Here is a 16,869-nt window from a genome sequence, read left to right on the forward strand (position 1 = left end):
CGAAGGCAGGAGCGTGGGGCTCGCCGAACCTGAAGGCACGACGGCTCTTCCGTACTACGACAGCGCCCGCCGCACCCGAGGTGCGGCGGGCGCGAGACCCGAGTGGCGGTTACTTCCACCAGGTGTCGTGCGGGGTGACCGGGACGGTCCGCTTGTGGCGGGTGTTCCGGAAGATCGACTCCACGCGGGCGGCCACCTCGTCGCTGACGGGCTTGCCCTCGAGGTAGTCGTCGATCTGGGCGTACTTCAGGCCGAGGGCCTCCTCGTCCGGCAGGGCCGGGCGGTCGTCCTCGAGATCGGCGGTGGGGACCTTCTGCCACACGCTGGGCGGGGCGCCCAGCTCCTGCAGCAGCGCCGCGCCCTGGCGCTTGGTGAGGCCGGTGAGGGGCGTGATGTCCACGCCGCCGTCGCCGAACTTGGTGAAGAAGCCGGTGACCGCCTCGGCCGCGTGATCGGTGCCGACCACCAGCAGGTTCAGCTGGCCGGCGATCGCGTACTGCAGCACCATGCGCTCGCGGGCCTTGATGTTGCCGCGCACGAAGTCGCGCAGGCGCGTCTCGCCGCCCAGCAGCTCGGCCACCCCGGCCGCCACCTCGGCGCCCGCGGCGTCGGCGCTGGGCTTGACGTTCACCGACACCGAGCGATCGGGCGCGATGAACTCCAGCGCGATCTGCGCGTCGTGCTCGTCGGCCTGCACGCCGTACGGCAGCCGCACGGCCACGAACTCGGCCTCGGCGCCCTCGGCGCGCAGTTCCTCGACCGCGAGCTGGCAGAGCTTGCCGGTCAGCGAGGAATCCTGGCCGCCGCTGATGCCGAGCACGAAACCCTTCGCGGGCGTGGCGCGCAGGTAGTCCTTGAGGAAGTCGATGCGCCGCCGCACTTCGGTTTTGGGCTCGATGACGGGCAGCACGCCCAGCTCGGCAATGATCTCTTCGCGCAGGTTCCCCATGCCGCTCACTCTACTGCGCGGCGTCCGGAACGACGCGCCGGACGAGCGCCTCCCAGTTGTCGCCGACCTGCTCGCGGGTGAAGCCGAGCACCCGCATCTGATGCAGGACGAGCGTGGCGTCCAGCGGGGCGAGCAGGCTGTCGGCCAGCAGCGAGATCTCCCCGCGTGTTCCGGCCTGGCGCAACAGCATCGAGACGTGGGTCTTGGTGACCGCGTAGGGCGCGCCCTCGAACTTGCGGGGCTGGTCGGTGGCGGCGCGCAGCACGTCGCCCTCGATCTCGGTGAACGACAGCCGCGCCCGGCCGTAGGCGATCAGCCGGTCCAGCGGCGGTGCGCCCGGGCCGAGTGGGGGCGGGCCGAACATGTAGGCGGCCTGCAGCTTTCGATCCGACTCGTCGAGCAGGGCGTACATCAGCCCGGCGCGATTGCCGAAGCGGCGGAAGACCGTGCCCTTGCCGACGCCGGCGTGTTTGGCGAGCGCGTCCATCGTGAGCGCGTCCGCGCCGTGCAGCTGGACGAGTTCGGCCGCGGCGTCCAGCAGGAGTCGGCGATTGCGCGCGGCGTCGGCGCGCTCGACGGGTTCGCCGTCCGCGAGCGGCAGCACCAGCGGAATGTCCCAAGTCACGGCTTCGACCCCTTTGTCGTTATCTGCAATCGGACCATGGTCCGTTTCCAGTCTAGCGCACGGTTCGGCGCTCCCGCCGCTGCGGCTCGGCGCGGTCCGCGCGGGCTCGCCATTGGATTCTGCTCGAGTGAAAGCGGTGCTCGAGCGGGGGTGCGGCGGCCATTGTTGGCTGTGGCGCGGGTCACGGCACGCGATAGCCACCCCCCGGGAATGTAATCGGACCATGGTCCGGTTACTGTCTTCAGAATCCCGCCACTGGATCAGCATCGTAGGAGTAGTCACCATGTCGCAGACCCGTCTTCTCGCTCTGGTCGGCAGCCTTCGCGCCGCCTCGATCAACCGCCGCATCGCCGAGGCCGCCGTGCAGGCCGCGCCCGAGGGCGTCGAGGTCGTGCTGTACGAGGGCCTGGCCGACATTCCCTTCTACAACGAGGATCTCGATGTAGCGGGTCAGGTTCCGGCCGCCGCCGCGGCGCTGCGCGAGGCCGTCGCCGCCGCCGACGGTCTGCTCGTGCTCACCCCCGAATACAACGGCACGCTGCCCGCGGTGCTCAAGAACGCCATCGACTGGGCCTCGCGCCCGTACGGCGCGGGCTCGCTCAAGGGCCGCCCGGTCGGCGTGATCAGCGCGTCCATCAGTGCCAACGCCGCCAAGTGGTCGCACGCGGACGCGGTGAAGTCGCTCGGCGTCGCCGGTGCGGCAGTGCTCGAGGACGCGTCGCTGAACTTCGGCGGCATCGGCCAGCGCTTCGGTGAGACGCATCCGGCCGAGGATGCCGAGGCGCTCACCCAGCTCGCCGCCACCGTGCGCTCGGTCGCCGCGGCCGCGAATGTGACTGCAACTATCTAGTAATTGGCGGACGAACCGCTGAATCCGGCACGATGCCACGATCTTTCGGTCGTGGCATCGCCCGTTTTCGGAGTCGTTGCGCTAGCTTCTCCGCATGAAGCAATCTCCTAGCTACACATGGGTGTCCGGTCGGGCTCCGCCGCCGCCGAGGGTGCGCGTCATCCGGGACCGGCGGCGGCCGAGACGGTTTCGCCGCGACCCGCGACGGACGCCGGCCGGACTACCTGCGCGATTCGTCGAATCGCCCGGTGAGGTCGCATGATCGAGGGGCGCGTTCGCTCACCGGCTACCGCGATGTGCTGACACCGACACACCGGCGGCGGCACCCCGTCGCACACGACACGCCGAGGCGGACAGGGATGTCGGATGCGCGTCGGTGCACTCTCGAACCCGTTGGAACTCGCTCGGCAGGTGCGCGTGTGACTCGCGTGAAGGGTGTTGATCAGCGGGAACGATGTGTTTGCTGAGAATGTGCTCAATCTCGAAACTGTGACCTGCGCCTCAGTTGCTCCGGGTGGCGAATCGAGCGTGCTGGCACTTCGCCGATCCGAATCCCATCTTTGTTAGTCGCAACATGTCGTGTCGTGTGTATCTGTCGGCCACTAGGTGTAGTGTCTTGGGAGCTGGAAGGGCACGCGGCGAGACCCTCGAAGGGAGCCGCGCGACCAGGGACTTCGGTCTCGCATCCAGGGGTTTGCGCACTTACTACATGGTTCTTGTTTCAGCCGTGCACTGCATACGGATCGAAGGCAAGGAGAAGGGGAGATACCAATGACCATCACCGTTTACACCAAGCCCGCTTGTGTCCAGTGCAATGCCACGTACCGCGCCCTCGACAAGGCCGGCGTCGCATATGACGTCATCGATATCTCGGAGAACCCGGAGGCCCGCGATTACGTGATGGCGCTGGGCTACCTGCAGGCTCCCGTCGTGGTCGCCGGTGAGGATCACTGGTCCGGGTTCCGTCCCGATCGCATCAAGGCGCTCGCCGAGGCCGTCGCCGTCGCCTAGCGGACAGCACCCGCTGATCGAGAGTCAGCGGGTATCCCGAAGGCGGAAGGAGTCGAAAATGACCGAGTTGTCCACGCGGACACCGAATCTGGTCTACTTCTCCAGCGCTTCGGAGAACACGCACCGCTTCGTGGAGCGGCTGGGCGTGCCCGCGGTCCGCATACCGCTTCATACCGCCGACAGTCTGCGAGTCGACGAACCCTACGTGCTCATCGTCCCCACCTACGGGGGCGGTAAGCACGTGCTGGGTGGTGAGCGATCGGAGAAGGAATTCGTGCCGCGGCAGGTGGCCAAGTTCCTCAACGATCCACACAACCGCGCCCTGCTGCGCGGCGTCATCGCGGCCGGCAACACGAACTTCGGCGATACGTACTGCTATGCGGGCGAAGTCATTTCGCGCAAGTGCGGAGTCGAGTATCTGTATCGCTTCGAACTCATGGGAACAGCCGAGGACGTCGAGCGCGTCCGAGAGGGATTGGGATTGTTTTGGCAACGACAACCGCACCGGTCGGAAAGACTGCCCGCGTAGAGCGCCCCGTCAGCGGCGAGTCCACCGACGGGATGGACTACCACGCGCTCAACGCCATGCTGAACCTGTACGGCCCCAACGGTGAGATCCAGTTCGACAAGGATCGCGAGGCCGCGCACCAGTACTTCCTGCAGCATGTCAACCAGAACACCGTCTTCTTCCACAATCTGCGGGAGAAGCTGGACTACCTGGTCAAGGAAAACTATTACGAGACCGAGGTGCTCGACCAGTACAGCTTCGACTTCACCAAGAAGCTGTTCAAGCAGGCGTACGCCAAGAAGTTCCGGTTCCCGACGTTCCTCGGCGCGTTCAAGTACTACACCTCGTACACCCTCAAGACCTTCGACGGTAAGCGCTACCTGGAGCGTTTCGAGGACCGCGTGTGCATGGTCGCCATGACCCTGGCCGCCGGTAACGAGACCCTGGCCTCGGAACTGGTCGAGGAGATCATGGAGGGCCGCTTCCAGCCGGCCACCCCGACCTTCCTGAACTCGGGCAAGAAGCAGCGCGGCGAGCCGGTGTCGTGCTTCCTGCTGCGCATCGAGGACAACATGGAGTCCATCGGGCGCTCCATCAACTCCGCGCTGCAGCTGTCCAAGCGCGGCGGCGGTGTGGCGTTGCTGCTGAGCAACATTCGCGAGACCGGCGCGCCGATCAAGAAGATCGAGAACCAGTCCTCGGGCGTCATTCCGATCATGAAGCTGCTGGAGGACTCGTTCTCCTACGCGAACCAGCTGGGCGCGCGCCAGGGTGCGGGCGCGGTGTACCTGCAGGCCCACCACCCGGACATCTACCGGTTCCTGGACACCAAGCGGGAGAACGCGGACGAGAAGATCCGCATCAAGACGCTGTCCCTCGGCGTCGTCATCCCGGACATCACGTTCGAGCTGGCCAAGAAGAACGAGGACATGTACCTGTTCTCGCCGTACGACGTGGAGCGCATCTACGGCGTGCCGTTCGCGGACATCAACGTGACCGAGAAGTACTACGAGATGGTCGACGACAAGCGAATTCGCAAGTCCAAGATCAAGGCTCGCGAGTTCTTCCAGACCATCGCCGAGCTGCAGTTCGAGTCCGGCTACCCGTACATCATGTACGAGGACACCGTGAACCGGGCGAACCCCATCAAGGGCAAGATCACCCACTCGAACCTGTGCTCGGAGATCCTGCAGGTCTCCACGCCGTCGCTGTACAACGACGATCTGTCCTACTCCCATGTGGGCAAGGACATCTCGTGCAACCTGGGTTCGCTGAACATCGCCAAGACCATGGATTCGGTGGATCTGGCCAAGACGGTCGAGACCTCGATTCGCGCGCTCACCGCGGTGTCGGATCAGACGCACATCCACTCGGTGCCCTCGATCGAGCAGGGCAACAACGAGTCCCACGCCATCGGCCTGGGGCAGATGAACCTGCACGGCTACCTGGCTCGTGAGCGCGTGCACTACGGCTCCGACGAGGGCATCGATTTCACGAACATCTACTTCTACACGATCGCGTACCACGCGGTCCGGGCCTCGAACCTGATCGCCAAGGAGCGCGGGCAGTACTTCGGCGGGTTCCCCGAGTCCAAGTACGCCTCGGGCGAGTACTTCGACAAGTACACCGAGCAGGAGTGGGTGCCGCAGACCGAGCGGGTGCGCGAGATCTTCGCCGACGCGAACGTGCACATCCCGACCCAGGACGATTGGCGCGAGCTCAAGGCGTCGGTCATGGAGCACGGCATCTACAACCAGAACCTGCAGGCGGTCCCGCCGACCGGTTCGATCTCGTACATCAACCACTCCACGAGCTCGATCCACCCGATCGCCTCGAAGATCGAGATCCGCAAGGAAGGCAAGATCGGCCGCGTCTACTACCCGGCCCCCTACCTGACGAACGACAATCTCGACTACTTCCAGGACGCCTACGACATCGGCTACGAGAAGGTGATCGACACCTACGCCGCCGCGACCCAGCACGTGGACCAGGGCCTGTCCCTGACCCTGTTCTTCAAGGACAGCGCCACGACCCGCGACGTGAACCGCGCCCAGATCTACGCCTGGCGCAAGGGGATCAAGACCCTGTACTACATCCGCATCCGCCAGATGGCGCTGGAAGGCACCGAGGTCGAGGGCTGCGTGAGCTGCATGCTGTAGTGACCTACCTGCTGTAGGTCTCGGAACCCCAAGGGCGCTCCCGGTATTCACCGGGAGCGCCCTTGCCGTTTCGTGCGGTGAGCTGATCCGGGAGCGGATACCGTGGCAGTGGATCCGTGGGTGGGCATCGGGGAGATCGGGGGTGGGTATGCGGACTTCGGAGCGGTATTCGCGATTCGCGGAGCTCGAGGTGCGGGGGTATTCGGACTGCTACACGCGGTGGGCGAGTGGGGTGGCTTCGGACGCGGGAGTTCTCGAGCTGATCGAGGGGCTGCCGGTGGCGAAACGGCAGCCGCAGTTGGTGTTCGGGGCGGTGCGGTACCTGGGGGCGGAGACGGCCTCGTACGCGGAATTCCGGGAGTTCCTGCGGGGGAACTGGGACGCGGTGCGGGAGATCGTCATGACGCATCGGACGCAGACCAACGAGGCGGGGCGGGCGGCCGCGTTGTTGCCGGTGCTCGGGAAGTTCGCGGGGGAGCCGGTCGCGCTGATCGAGTACGGAGCGTCGGCCGGATTGTGTTTGTACCCGGACAGGTACAGCTACCGGTACGACGACGGGCCGGTGCTGGATCCGGTGGACGGGCGATCCGGGGTCGTCCTGTCGTGCGCGACGTCGGGGCGGCCGCCGATTCCGGAGAGGTTGCCCGAGGTGGTGTATCGGGCGGGCGTGGACATCAATCCGCTGAACGTGGCCGACCCGGCGGACACGCGGTGGCTGGAGATGCTGATCTGGCCGGAACAGCGGGATCGGCTCGAGCGCCTGCGCGGCGCGGTGGAGATCGTGCGGAGGGACCCGCCACACCTGGTGGCGGAGGATCTGGTCGAGTCGATCGCCGCACTGGTGGACGCCGCGCCGCGGGATGTTCCGGTGCTGGTGTTCGGCAGCGCGGTGCTGACCTATCTGGAGCCCGGGCGGCGCGCGGAGTTCCGGGAACTCGTGCGTTCGCTGCCGTGTCACTGGATCACCAACGAGGGCGCGGGGGTGCTGGAATTCGGCGGTGGCGCACCGCCGGTCGCGCGGGCGGGGGCGACGATGGTGCTGGCGCTGGACGACCGGGCGATGGGATACGCGGGGCCGCACGGGCAGTGGGTGGAGTGGTTTGCCTAGGTCAGGGATTCGTTGTGATGGAGAACAGGGGGACGGGGGTTCGGTAGGTCAAGGGTCCAGGGAATGGGGAATGTGAAGTACTGGCGGGTAGCAAGGGCCTAGTTTGGCCGCATGATTCGACGGGTGGCGGTGGGCTTGGCCGTGGTGCTGGCGGCTGTGGCGGGTGCGCCGGCGGACCGTTCGGGGGCGGAGGAGGTGCGAATCGCCGTGCGGGGGGAGCCTATTCGGGTCGAAGTGCACAGCCCGGGGTGGGAACGGGTGTGGATCGAGTCCGAGTCCATGACACGGGTGATGGCGGTCGACGTCCTGCACGGGGCCGGCACGGGACCCAAACCGACGCTGTACCTGCTGGACGGGGTCGACGGGAAGCTGGTGTCGGACTGGCTGACCAAGGGGCGGGCCGCGGAGTTCTTCGCGGACAAGGCGATCAACGTGGTGCTGCCCGCGGGCGGCGCGGGCAGCATGTACAGCGACTGGCTGCGCCCGGACGGCGTGCTCGGCTGGAACCGGTGGGAAACCTTCCTGACCGAGGAACTGCCCGCGGTGGTCGAGCCGTACCTCGGCGGTGACGGGCGGCGCGCGATCGGCGGGGTGTCCATGGGCGCCCAGGCCGCCATGATGCTCGCGCACCGCCACCCCGGCCACTATCGCGCGGTCGCGGGGATCAGCGGCTGCTACTCCACCACCGACGCCCCCGGCCGCGCCGTGACCACCATGACCGTCGGCTCGCGCGGCGGCAACGTCGAAAACCTCTGGGGCCCCTGGGGTTCGCCGGAATGGCGGGCGCACGATTCCATGGTGAACGCGGAGGGCCTGCGCGGCACCGCCGTGCACATCTCGGCCGCCACCGGCGTGCCCGGGGTGCTCAACATCGCCGAGGCCCTCACCGCCCGCGACGCCGTCGAGGCCATGGGCGTCGCGGGCGGCGGGGTCAGCCTGGAAGCCGGCGCGCACTACTGCACGGTGCGATTCGCCCAGCGGCTGAACGAGTTACATATTCCGGTCACCGCGCTCTACCTGCCGACCGGCATCCACTCCTGGCTGGACTTCGCGGTGCAGCTGGAACCCGCGTGGCGCAGCATCGCCGCCGCCCTCGACCTCCCGCCGGGCAAGTGAGGCGGCCCGAACCCCGTGCCTCAGAAGCACTGCCGGGGGCTCGGTAGCCGGCGCAGACCCGGCCGCACCTTGCCGTCCACGGTGACGAGCATGCCGGAATGCACAGCGGTGACTATGTATTCGTAGGCCTCGACCCGGGTCGCCGCGTACTCCATGACGAGTTCGGCGGCGGCGCCCGGTGTGCCGACGTACACCGTGACCCGGTGGGTGAGGGCATCGCCCGCGGCCTGCCGGCGAGTGGGTTGATCGACGATATCTGTCATTGCGTGGTCCCCTCCACGAGAAACTGCTGCGGATGCGGTCCGGTACGGAGAAGCTTCCGTCCCGCACCCTCGACGCTAGTGGGATCCCAAGGCCCGGAACGTGTTTCACTTTCGCGCTGTACTATTCACAGGGCGCCGCCGCATCCTCTTGGTAACTGTGTCAAACGGTATCGTTCAACTCCACAAGTCACCCGCGCGGCCCGTTGTGACTTGTCGGGAAATCCGCTCCGCCCGTTCGCAATCGGCGCGCGGCTCCATACCCTTCTCGCAGGCTCCGGACCGTGTGCACTGCGGCCGGAAATCGCTTCGGAGGGAACGATATTCATGCATCGTCCGGAATCGATCAGCAGGCCGCGCGGGGGCGCCCGGCACCGATGGTGGCGAGCGAGCGCGGGGGTGCTCGGCGCGGTGGCCGCGCTGATCCTGTCCTGCGCCGTCGCGATCGCCGAACCGCGCTATCCCACCCCCGATCCCGACCCGTTCTTCGCGGTGCCCGCCGATATCGCCGACAAACGACCGGGCGAAACCCTCGGCACCCGGGCCATGCCGCCGCTGCCGCTGTTCCCCGGCATCGACATCACCCTGGTCAAGTTCCGCTCCACCGATTCCACCGGACACCCCATCCTCGCGACCACGACGGTGCTCTCGCCTCGCAACCGGCAGCCCGACACCCCGCTGCTGTCGCTGCAGCACATCATCAACGCGCTGGGCTCGCAGTGCTCGGTCTCACGGGTGCTCTACACCACCGACCAGAACCTGGTGGTGCGCGAGGCGCCGGCCTGGAACCTGCTGCTGCAGCGCGGCTGGAGCATCGCGCTGCCGGACCACCTGGGCCCCCGATCCGCCTACGGTGCGGCCAAACTCGGCGGGCAGATCACCCTCGACGGCATCCGCGCGGTCCAGCAGGTGCCGGAGCTGCGGGTCCAGCACAGCCCGGTCGGCCTGATCGGCTACTCCGGCGGCGGCATGGCCACGGCCTGGGCCGCCGCCCTGGCCTCGACCTACGCCCCGGAGCTGACACTCGCCGGGGCGGCCATGGGCGGCGTGCCCATGAACCTGGTGACCATGCTGGAAACCCTGGGCCTGGGCCGGCATCCGGTCTTCGGCCTGGCGCTGGCCGCCGGTCTCGGCCTCGAGCGCGAGTACCCCGATCGCTTCCCGATCAGCAGTCAGCTCAACTCCCAGGGTCTCGAGATCCGGGATCGCCTGGTGGACAGCTGTACCAACGACATCATCGCCGCCGGCGCGGGCCGCGGCGCCCTCGATATCGCCGAGACGACGGTGATGACGGAGGATCCGGTGGCGCGCGCGGTGGTGGAGGAGAACAGTCTCGAGCTGTACGACGGCGTGCCGAACATGCCCGTCTTCGAATGGCATTCACCCATCGACGGCCTCATTCCCATCGACGCGGTGCGAAACACCGTGCGCCGCTACTGCGCCGCGGGCGCCCGCGTGCGGACCGAGGAGGTCCCGGTGCCCGATCATCTGACCGCCGCCGTGCTCGGCATCCCGTCCGCCCTGGGCTGGCTCGACGCCCGCTTCCGCGGCGAACCCGCGCCGAGCAACTGCTGACCATCGGTGCGAAGGGAACATCCAGAACGTGCGTGGCCGGGTTCCAACGCCCCTGAGTCGCCCGGCCCCGCATTCTCCGCCGTACGGAATCGAGTCGATCGGCTCCAATCCTCGCTGAGGTCGGCCCGCCGCGGCGGCGGAGAGGCGCCTGCCGGGTGGCATGCAACCACCACCCGGCAGGCGCCGCCCCGAGGGTCAGCGCGCCGGATAGGTCCGGGCCACCAGCGCCGACCGCAGCTGCCACAGACCCGCGGCCTGGGTCGGGTCGAAGCCCGTCAGCTGGCCGACGCGTTTGAGCCGGTAGTCGATGGTGTTGGTGTGCACGTGCAGGAATCGGGCGGTGCGCTGGCGATTCATGTTGTTGCTGATGTGCGTGCGCAGGGTCTCCAGCAGTTCGGGATGCCCGTCCAGGGGGTCCAGCAGCGAGCCGAGGTGGTCGCGGCCGGGGCCGGGGCGGGTCAGCTGGTACTCCAGCGCGAGCTCGTCGAAGCGGTACAGCCCGGCCTCGAGGGTGAGCCGCTGCACGATGTCGAGCAGGTCGTGCGCGCGGTCGGCGGCGTGCGGAATCTGTTGCGGCTCGGCCGAGACCACGGTGGCGGTGATCGGCACGCGGGCGGCCTGCGAGAGCTGTTCGATCAGGGCGCCGAGCTCCTCCTCGGGGATGTCGGTGGTGGGCACCAGCACGGTCCCGCCGTCCACGCTGAGCAGCGCCAGCGGCTTGTTCGCGGTGCGGGTGGCGAGTTCGGCCTGTACCCGCCGCAGTTTGCGGCGCGCGACCACCTGCGAGTTCAGCGCCGGCGCGTGCTCGTCGGAGTGGGCCGGAAACGCCAGTGCCAGTACGTGATACGAGCCCGCGATCTCGATGCCGCACTCGCGGGCCATGGTCGAGGTCGAGTGCCCGCCCAGCAGCGCCGAGGTGAGCGTGTGCACCGCGGTGTGGTGCTCGCTGACCACCGCGCGCAACTCGCGTACGTAGGCCATCGAGACCGCGGCCGTCATCCGGTCCAGGATGTCCACCACCCGGCGCACGCCGTCGGTGATGCTGTCGTAGTCGCGCACGCTCAGCACCAGGACCGCGTCCGGTCCTTCCGCCGCCCGGCGCTGCTCGGCGACGGTGTTGGTCGTCACCAGATCGAGGCCGATCTTGAAGCCCTCGTGGATGGCGTGGTGGATGGTGTCGATGGGAATGCCCTCGCGGGCCCACTGCGCCGCAGCGTCCTGCAGGCGCTGGGTCTTGCCCGGGATGTCCCGGCCGTCGAGCATGGCGACCGCGAGTTCGAGGCAGATGCGCGTGATGGTGGTGACGTCACCGTGAATGGCGTCGCCGGGCAGCGTTCCGCAGGGCGCGACCGTCTCCACGAAATGGCCGACCATCTGGCGGGCCAGGTTCCGTACGTCCCGCAGTGGTGAGGACATCGGCATTCCGGACACGGTGAGTTCGGCGCTGATCGTGCTGTCGGTGGACACAGGCGACTCCTTCCACCCCCTTGTGATTACGAAAAGGTAACGCACGCGGGGCGGGCGTACATTACCTTCCAGTAACCCTTGTGACGGAGCCCAATTCGCACAATGAGACGCTGTGGGTGGTCACAAATACGGCGTGGTCAGCTGGACAGATGACCTATCGATCCGTAGAGCACCGGCTTCCACTCCGTGTCGCCCCGCTCCCAGCGGGAAATCGAGGCGTTGGGCAGCTGGGTGCTCTCGATCCGCAGCACCGCGGGCTCGTCGAGCCGCTCCAGGATGTACCGGGTGAGGACCACCACGTTGTCGTGGGCGAAAACCAGGACGTCCCCGTCCATTTCGCGCAGCACCGAGCGCAGCCGCAGCGCCACGTCGGTCCACGCCTCGCCGCCCGGCGGGCGATAGTAGAAGCGGCCCATACGTTCTCGCTCACGATGCTCGAGCGGATAGCGGCGGCGGATGCCGAGCGCGGTGAGCCCCCACATGATCCCGACATCGCGATCGCGCAGCCGCTCGTCGTACCGCACCGGCGGCGTCCGGATGGACCGCAACGCGATATCGGCGGTTTCCCGCGCCCGCAGGTACGGCGAGCACAGCACCGAGGTGGGCGGCCGATCCTGCTCGGCCAGCCAATCACCCACCGCCGCCGCCTGTTTGCGCCCGAGTTCGGTGAGCGCGATGTCGGGGTCGCGCGGACCCTTGTCGTATTCCTCGGCGCCCGCGCGGCTCGCGGCCGCCGCCTCCGCGTTCGCGGTGCTCTCCCCGTGCCGGACCATCGTCAACGATTGCAAAGCCACGCGTCGTAGCCCAGCACACCCGGGCCGCCCCGCGCTACCGAATCACCCGCCCACGCCGGATGATCGCCGCCCCGAGTCGGCTCGGAACCGCCCGGCCCCGCTCTGGAGTGTCGTCGAAGAATGCCCGGAGTGTCGTGGAACAACGCCCGGGGTGTCGCACACCACGCGGGCGCGATTTGCCGCCGGCCGGTATCCTGCACGAGGATGCTCTGTGTGTCGTACGAGGGTTGACGATCGATCGCCCCGCACGACCTCCCCCGAGTGAGCTTCGGGATTGACGATATCGGTGCACGACGGCTTCGAGGAGGTGGGTCGCATGCGTAGCGAGCCCCCCAGTCGAAGGCCGCGCGGCACCACCCCCTCTTCTTCTCGCCCGTAGTTCTCTGCGGCGTGCGTTCGGGCGGGTTCGGTGCCCCGCGGTGTGACCCGGTGCTGCCAACCGTTCACCCCTGACTCGCCACTCGGCTGAGGTTCCGCCATGACGCAGACCGATCTGCCCGTCGTTTCGACGCTGCCCGCTGCCCGTCCGCTGCCCGCGACCGGCACCGCCGTACTCACCGGCCCCCGGGAGCCGCACGCGCGCACCCGCGCCGCCGATGCGCTCCCCGGCGCCCGGGACCCGCTCCCCGGCGCCCGGGATTCGCTCGCCCCCGGGCGTGAAACCCTGTGCGCGGAAGGCGATTCGCTCCGCGACATCGTCGACCGCCATCACCTGGGCGCCACCCTGGAATGGCTGGACAACCACCCGCCGCACGTCATCGCCGACGAGCTCGCGCGCATGGACGCGCTCTCGGCCGGTATGGCGTTCCGCCTGCTCGACAAGGATCGCGCCCTCGACGTCTTCGAGGAGCTCGAGCCGGTCGATCAGCAGCAGATCCTCACCGGACTGCGCGATCAGAGCTTCCGCGAACTCGTCGAGGAGATGGACCCCGACGATCGCGCCCGCATGCTGCGCGAGGCCCCGGCCAAGGTCGCCAAGAAGGTCCTCGCCGGACTCAGCCCGCACGAGCGCCGCATGACCGCGATCCTGCTGGGCTATCCGGAGGGCTCGGTCGGTTTCTACATGACGCCGGAAGTCGTTGCGCTGCCGCGTAATCTGCCCGTCGCGCAGGCGCTGCAGATGGTGCGGACCGAGGGCGGCAACGCCGAGACCGTCTACACCCTGCCGGTGGTCGACGCCGGCCGCCGTCTCATCGGCATCGTGGAACTGCGCGAGCTGGTGCTCAGCTCGCCGGACGCCATGATCGCCGATCTGGTGGAGTCCGAGCCCGCGTTCGTGCGCGCGACGGATTCCGCGGAGAAGGCGGCCCGGCTCATGCAGGGCGCCAACCTCATCAACCTGCCCGTGGTCGACAGTGAGGACCGCCTCGTCGGCCTGCTCACCATCGACGACGCGATCGAGGTCATCGAGGCCGCGGACAGCGAGGACATGGCCCGCCAGGCCGGCACCGCGCCGTGGGAGGGCCACTACATGGCCGCCACGGTCTTCCAGCTCGCCCGCTATCGCGCGCTGTGGCTCATGCTCCTGCTGCTGGCGGCGATCTTCACGGTCAGCGTCACGGACATGTTCGCCGCGACCCTGGAACAGGCCGCGCACCTGGCCCTGTTCATCCCCCTGATCATCGGCGCGGGCGGCAACGCGGGCGCGCAGGCGGCCACGTCCTGCGTGCGCGCGCTGGCCGTCGGCGAGGTCCGGGTATCGGACCTGCTGAAAGTCGTGTGGCGTGAATGCCGGGTCGGGCTGGTGCTCGGCGCTATGCTCGCTGCGGCCGGGCTCGTGATCGGCGGACTTTTCGTCGGTGCGAAAATCGGTGCGGTGGTGGGCATTACGCTGGTGCTCATCTGCGGCTGGGCGGCCACCATCGGCGGCACCATGCCGCTGCTGGCCAAGAAGCTGCGGATCGACCCGGCGGTGATCTCGGCGCCCATGGTGACCACGCTGGTCGACGCGACCGGTCTGATCATCTACTTCACGACCGCGAAACTGGTGCTCGGCATCTGACCCGCAAACCGGTGCCCCGGGGCGGTCGCGCAGACCGCCCCGCTCCGCTGTGACCGATTGCACCGCTGTAGATTTCCGATCGCTGGCGTGTGTTTCCACACCCTCTCTTGCAGTCATGCTGGATAGTCCGCAACACAAGGGGTTGTGTTGGGTGTTGATGTCACCCACCAGTAGTAGTGTTCAGGTTAAGAACGTCCGCAACGGGCCGGTGGGCAGGGAAGGGTGAGTAACCAGCGTGAAAACGATCGATCGAGCATCCGCGATCAACTGGAACCGCGTAATCGACGAGAAGGACGCGGAGGTCTGGGATCGGCTCACGGGCAACTTCTGGCTGCCGGAAAAGGTGCCGGTCTCCAATGACATTCCCTCGTGGGCCACGCTCACCGCGAGCGAGAAGCAACTCACGATGCGGGTCTTCACCGGGCTCACCCTGCTGGACACCATCCAGGGCACGGTCGGCGCCGTCAGCCTCATCCCGGACTCGCTGACCCCGCACGAGGAAGCGGTGTACACCAACATCGCCTTCATGGAGTCGGTGCACGCCAAGAGCTACAGCCAGATCTTCTCGACCCTGTGCTCCACCAAGGAGATCGACGAAGCCTTCCGCTGGTCCGAGGAGAACCGGAACCTGCAGCGCAAGGCCGAGATCGTCCTGAGCTACTACAACGGCGAGGACCCGCTCAAGCGCAAGGTGGCCTCCACCCTGCTCGAGTCCTTCCTGTTCTACTCCGGCTTCTACCTGCCGATGCACTGGTCCTCGCGGGCCAAGCTCACCAACACCGCCGACATGATCCGCCTGATCATCCGCGACGAGGCCGTGCACGGCTACTACATCGGCTACAAGTACCAGAAGGGTCTGGAGCTGGTCTCCGAGGCCGAGCGCGAGGAGCTCAAGGCATACACCTTCGAGCTGCTGTTCGAGCTGTACGAGAACGAGGTCGAGTACACCCAGGACCTGTACGACGAGGTCGGCCTGACCGAGGACGTCAAGAAGTTCCTGCGCTACAACGCCAACAAGGCGCTGATGAACCTGGGCTACGAGGGCCTGTTCCCCAAGGACGAGTGCGAGGTCAACCCGGCCATCCTCTCGGCGCTCTCGCCCAACGCCGACGAGAACCACGACTTCTTCTCCGGCTCGGGCTCGAGCTACGTGATCGGCAAGGCCGTCAACACCGAGGACGAGGACTGGGAGTTCTGAGTCCGCGCTGACGCGCACGGCGGAAAACACAAGCCCGGCTCTCGAATTCACGAGGCCGGGCTTTTTCGCGGGCGAGCTCGTCGCAGGCGCGGCCGGGTCAGTCGATGACGTAGCCGTTGAGCGAGTTGCGCATGTCCTCGAGCAGCGCCTTGGCCGCGGTCACCCCGGACCCGTGCCAGATCGTGTCGGCCACCGCGAAGTCGCGCTTGTCGCTCACCGCGCTCAGCGACTTCCAGTCGTCCCCGCGCATCACCGACTCGCCGTACTCCTGGCCGTCCTCGCCGTCGAACATCAGGTAGATGATGTCGCCCTCGGCCCGGTTGCGGTCCTGCTCGGTGTCGAGGCCCGGCAGGTCGAAGGACGCGCCGCGCTGGGACGCCGGCCGCTGCACCCCGGCGTCGCCGAGGACCTGACCGGCGAAACTGTCGTTGCCCTGGACGCGAATGCCCTTGGCGTCGAAGCGCAGTATCGACGCCTGGCTCAGGGTCGCGTTCACCGCGGCGCCGCTCTCGCGGGCCACGACGCGGTAGTCCTCGAGCGCCTTGTCGGCCGCGCCCGCGCGGCCCATCGCCTCGGCCAGTGCGCTGAACTCGGCCTGCCAGCCCCGGTCGGTCCCGACCAGCACGGTCGGCGCGACGGCGCGCAGGGCGTCGTACTCGGGCTTGTCGCTCGCCGCCCCCAGGATCAGATCCGGTTTCAGCCCAGCCACTTTCGCCGGATCCGGATCGGCGACCGCGCCGACGGCCGGGATCTCGGAGATGCCCGTGCCCAGGTAGGCGGGTTGCGGGGTGGGGCCGGAAATCGTTGCCGCGCCGACCACCCGCTCCCACAGCCCGAGCGCGCAGGCCGCGTCCAGGGCCGCGGTGGACAGCACCACGATCCGCTTGGGATCGGCGGGCACCTCGGACTCGCCCGCGGTGTGGGTGATCGAGCGCGTCGCGCCGGCGGCCGCGTCGGCCGGACTCGGTAGCGCGCACGCGGTCCGGGTGTCGCGCTCGACCCCGACCACACCCGCCCCCGCGATATTGGTGGTGGTGCGCACGATCGAGCTCATGGCGTCGTCGTCGGACCCCTTGGAGCAGCCCGACAGCAATCCCGCGGATAGCAGCGCCGCGGCGGTCGTCACCGCGCCCCAGGTGCGCAAACGTCGCGCGGGGGCGGGGGTGGAGGCGAACGTGATTCGGGTGGAAGCGGACTCGCGCACCGGCATGGCTGGCAGCGTACAGCCGTGCACCGCGACGCCCAAT

At 67.9% G+C, this 16,869-nt stretch carries 15 protein-coding genes; 9 read left to right on the plus strand and 6 right to left on the minus strand.

The features are described from left to right. Positions 1-109: 109 nt before the first annotated feature. Positions 110-949, minus strand: coding sequence for an ammonia-dependent NAD(+) synthetase (gene nadE / locus ACWIGI_RS16775; protein ID WP_454203291.1), 840 nt, complete (start codon positions 947-949; stop codon positions 110-112). A gap of 10 nt (positions 950-959) precedes the next feature. Further along, positions 960-1,574 (minus strand): TetR/AcrR family transcriptional regulator, encoded by a 615-nt coding sequence (locus ACWIGI_RS16780; RefSeq protein ID WP_454203292.1) that lies wholly within the window; start codon positions 1,572-1,574, stop codon positions 960-962. A gap of 283 nt (positions 1,575-1,857) precedes the next feature. Here ACWIGI_RS16780 and ACWIGI_RS16785 point away from each other — a divergent pair, with 283 nt between their 5' ends. The 6 genes from ACWIGI_RS16785 to ACWIGI_RS16810 all read left to right on the plus strand — a co-directional run bounded on the left by ACWIGI_RS16785 (position 1,858) and on the right by ACWIGI_RS16810 (position 8,326). Continuing rightward, the gene (locus tag ACWIGI_RS16785; protein ID WP_454203293.1) at positions 1,858-2,424 is read left to right on the plus strand and encodes an NAD(P)H-dependent oxidoreductase; all 567 of its coding nucleotides are present in this window, start codon (positions 1,858-1,860) and stop codon (positions 2,422-2,424) included. 771 nt (positions 2,425-3,195) lie between these two features. After that, positions 3,196-3,435: a redoxin NrdH gene (locus ACWIGI_RS16790; protein WP_454203294.1), complete on the plus strand. Its 240-nt coding sequence runs from the start codon at positions 3,196-3,198 to the stop codon at positions 3,433-3,435. 58 nt (positions 3,436-3,493) lie between these two features. Continuing rightward, a complete protein-coding gene (nrdI, locus tag ACWIGI_RS16795; protein WP_379001163.1) occupies positions 3,494-3,964 on the plus strand; it encodes a class Ib ribonucleoside-diphosphate reductase assembly flavoprotein NrdI in 471 nt (156 codons plus the stop codon). Positions 3,965-3,996: 32 nt separating this feature from the next. Next, positions 3,997-6,102, plus strand: coding sequence for a class 1b ribonucleoside-diphosphate reductase subunit alpha (nrdE, locus tag ACWIGI_RS16800; RefSeq protein ID WP_454203409.1), 2,106 nt, complete (start codon positions 3,997-3,999; stop codon positions 6,100-6,102). Positions 6,103-6,250: 148 nt separating this feature from the next. Then, positions 6,251-7,210: a DUF2332 domain-containing protein gene (locus tag ACWIGI_RS16805; protein ID WP_454203295.1), complete on the plus strand. Its 960-nt coding sequence runs from the start codon at positions 6,251-6,253 to the stop codon at positions 7,208-7,210. Positions 7,211-7,321: 111 nt separating this feature from the next. After that, on the plus strand, positions 7,322-8,326 hold the full coding sequence (locus ACWIGI_RS16810; protein ID WP_454203296.1) for an alpha/beta hydrolase: 1,005 nt from the start codon (positions 7,322-7,324) through the stop codon (positions 8,324-8,326). Between the two features lie 20 nt (positions 8,327-8,346). Here the strand turns inward: ACWIGI_RS16810 and ACWIGI_RS16815 are convergent, their stop codons facing one another. After that, positions 8,347-8,589 carry a hypothetical protein gene (locus ACWIGI_RS16815; RefSeq protein WP_454203297.1) on the minus strand — a complete coding sequence of 81 codons (243 nt, stop codon included), beginning with the start codon at positions 8,587-8,589 and terminating at the stop codon, positions 8,347-8,349. A 324-nt stretch (positions 8,590-8,913) separates the two neighbouring features. Here ACWIGI_RS16815 and ACWIGI_RS16820 point away from each other — a divergent pair, with 324 nt between their 5' ends. Continuing rightward, the gene (locus ACWIGI_RS16820; protein WP_454203298.1) at positions 8,914-10,161 is read left to right on the plus strand and encodes a lipase family protein; all 1,248 of its coding nucleotides are present in this window, start codon (positions 8,914-8,916) and stop codon (positions 10,159-10,161) included. A 195-nt stretch (positions 10,162-10,356) separates the two neighbouring features. Here ACWIGI_RS16820 and ACWIGI_RS16825 read toward each other — a convergent pair whose 3' ends face one another. Together ACWIGI_RS16825 and ACWIGI_RS16830 are read right to left on the minus strand one after the other, a co-directional pair. Beyond that, positions 10,357-11,628, minus strand: coding sequence for a PucR family transcriptional regulator (locus tag ACWIGI_RS16825; protein WP_454203299.1), 1,272 nt, complete (start codon positions 11,626-11,628; stop codon positions 10,357-10,359). A 137-nt stretch (positions 11,629-11,765) separates the two neighbouring features. Continuing rightward, positions 11,766-12,422: a histidine phosphatase family protein gene (locus ACWIGI_RS16830; RefSeq protein ID WP_454203300.1), complete on the minus strand. Its 657-nt coding sequence runs from the start codon at positions 12,420-12,422 to the stop codon at positions 11,766-11,768. A 478-nt stretch (positions 12,423-12,900) separates the two neighbouring features. Here ACWIGI_RS16830 and mgtE point away from each other — a divergent pair, with 478 nt between their 5' ends. Both mgtE and nrdF read left to right on the plus strand, forming a co-directional pair. Continuing rightward, the gene (gene mgtE, locus ACWIGI_RS16835; protein ID WP_454203301.1) at positions 12,901-14,424 is read left to right on the plus strand and encodes a magnesium transporter; all 1,524 of its coding nucleotides are present in this window, start codon (positions 12,901-12,903) and stop codon (positions 14,422-14,424) included. A 235-nt stretch (positions 14,425-14,659) separates the two neighbouring features. Next, positions 14,660-15,622: a class 1b ribonucleoside-diphosphate reductase subunit beta gene (gene nrdF, locus ACWIGI_RS16840; RefSeq protein ID WP_354985075.1), complete on the plus strand. Its 963-nt coding sequence runs from the start codon at positions 14,660-14,662 to the stop codon at positions 15,620-15,622. Positions 15,623-15,719: 97 nt separating this feature from the next. Here the strand turns inward: nrdF and ACWIGI_RS16845 are convergent, their stop codons facing one another. After that, positions 15,720-16,832 (minus strand): ABC transporter substrate-binding protein, encoded by a 1,113-nt coding sequence (locus tag ACWIGI_RS16845; protein WP_454203302.1) that lies wholly within the window; start codon positions 16,830-16,832, stop codon positions 15,720-15,722. Between the last annotated feature and the right edge of the window lie 37 nt (positions 16,833-16,869).

The sequence above is a fragment of the Nocardia sp. NPDC055321 genome, assembly GCF_053645575.1.

Bases quoted from the DNA above. Each gene is read 5' to 3' on its own strand.
- nadE (WP_454203291.1), bottom strand. From the start codon at position 949: ATGGGGAACCTGCGCGAAGAGATCATTGCCGAGCTGGGCGTGCTGCCC.
- ACWIGI_RS16785 (WP_454203293.1), top strand. From the start codon at position 1,858: ATGTCGCAGACCCGTCTTCTCGCTCTGGTCGGCAGCCTTCGCGCCGCC.
- ACWIGI_RS16790 (WP_454203294.1), top strand. From the start codon at position 3,196: ATGACCATCACCGTTTACACCAAGCCCGCTTGTGTCCAGTGCAATGCC.
- nrdI (WP_379001163.1), top strand. From the start codon at position 3,494: ATGACCGAGTTGTCCACGCGGACACCGAATCTGGTCTACTTCTCCAGC.
- nrdE (WP_454203409.1), top strand. From the start codon at position 3,997: ATGGACTACCACGCGCTCAACGCCATGCTGAACCTGTACGGCCCCAAC.
- ACWIGI_RS16805 (WP_454203295.1), top strand. From the start codon at position 6,251: ATGCGGACTTCGGAGCGGTATTCGCGATTCGCGGAGCTCGAGGTGCGG.
- ACWIGI_RS16810 (WP_454203296.1), top strand. From the start codon at position 7,322: ATGATTCGACGGGTGGCGGTGGGCTTGGCCGTGGTGCTGGCGGCTGTG.
- ACWIGI_RS16815 (WP_454203297.1), bottom strand. From the start codon at position 8,589: ATGACAGATATCGTCGATCAACCCACTCGCCGGCAGGCCGCGGGCGAT.
- ACWIGI_RS16820 (WP_454203298.1), top strand. From the start codon at position 8,914: ATGCATCGTCCGGAATCGATCAGCAGGCCGCGCGGGGGCGCCCGGCAC.
- mgtE (WP_454203301.1), top strand. From the start codon at position 12,901: ATGACGCAGACCGATCTGCCCGTCGTTTCGACGCTGCCCGCTGCCCGT.
- ACWIGI_RS16845 (WP_454203302.1), bottom strand. From the start codon at position 16,832: ATGCCGGTGCGCGAGTCCGCTTCCACCCGAATCACGTTCGCCTCCACC.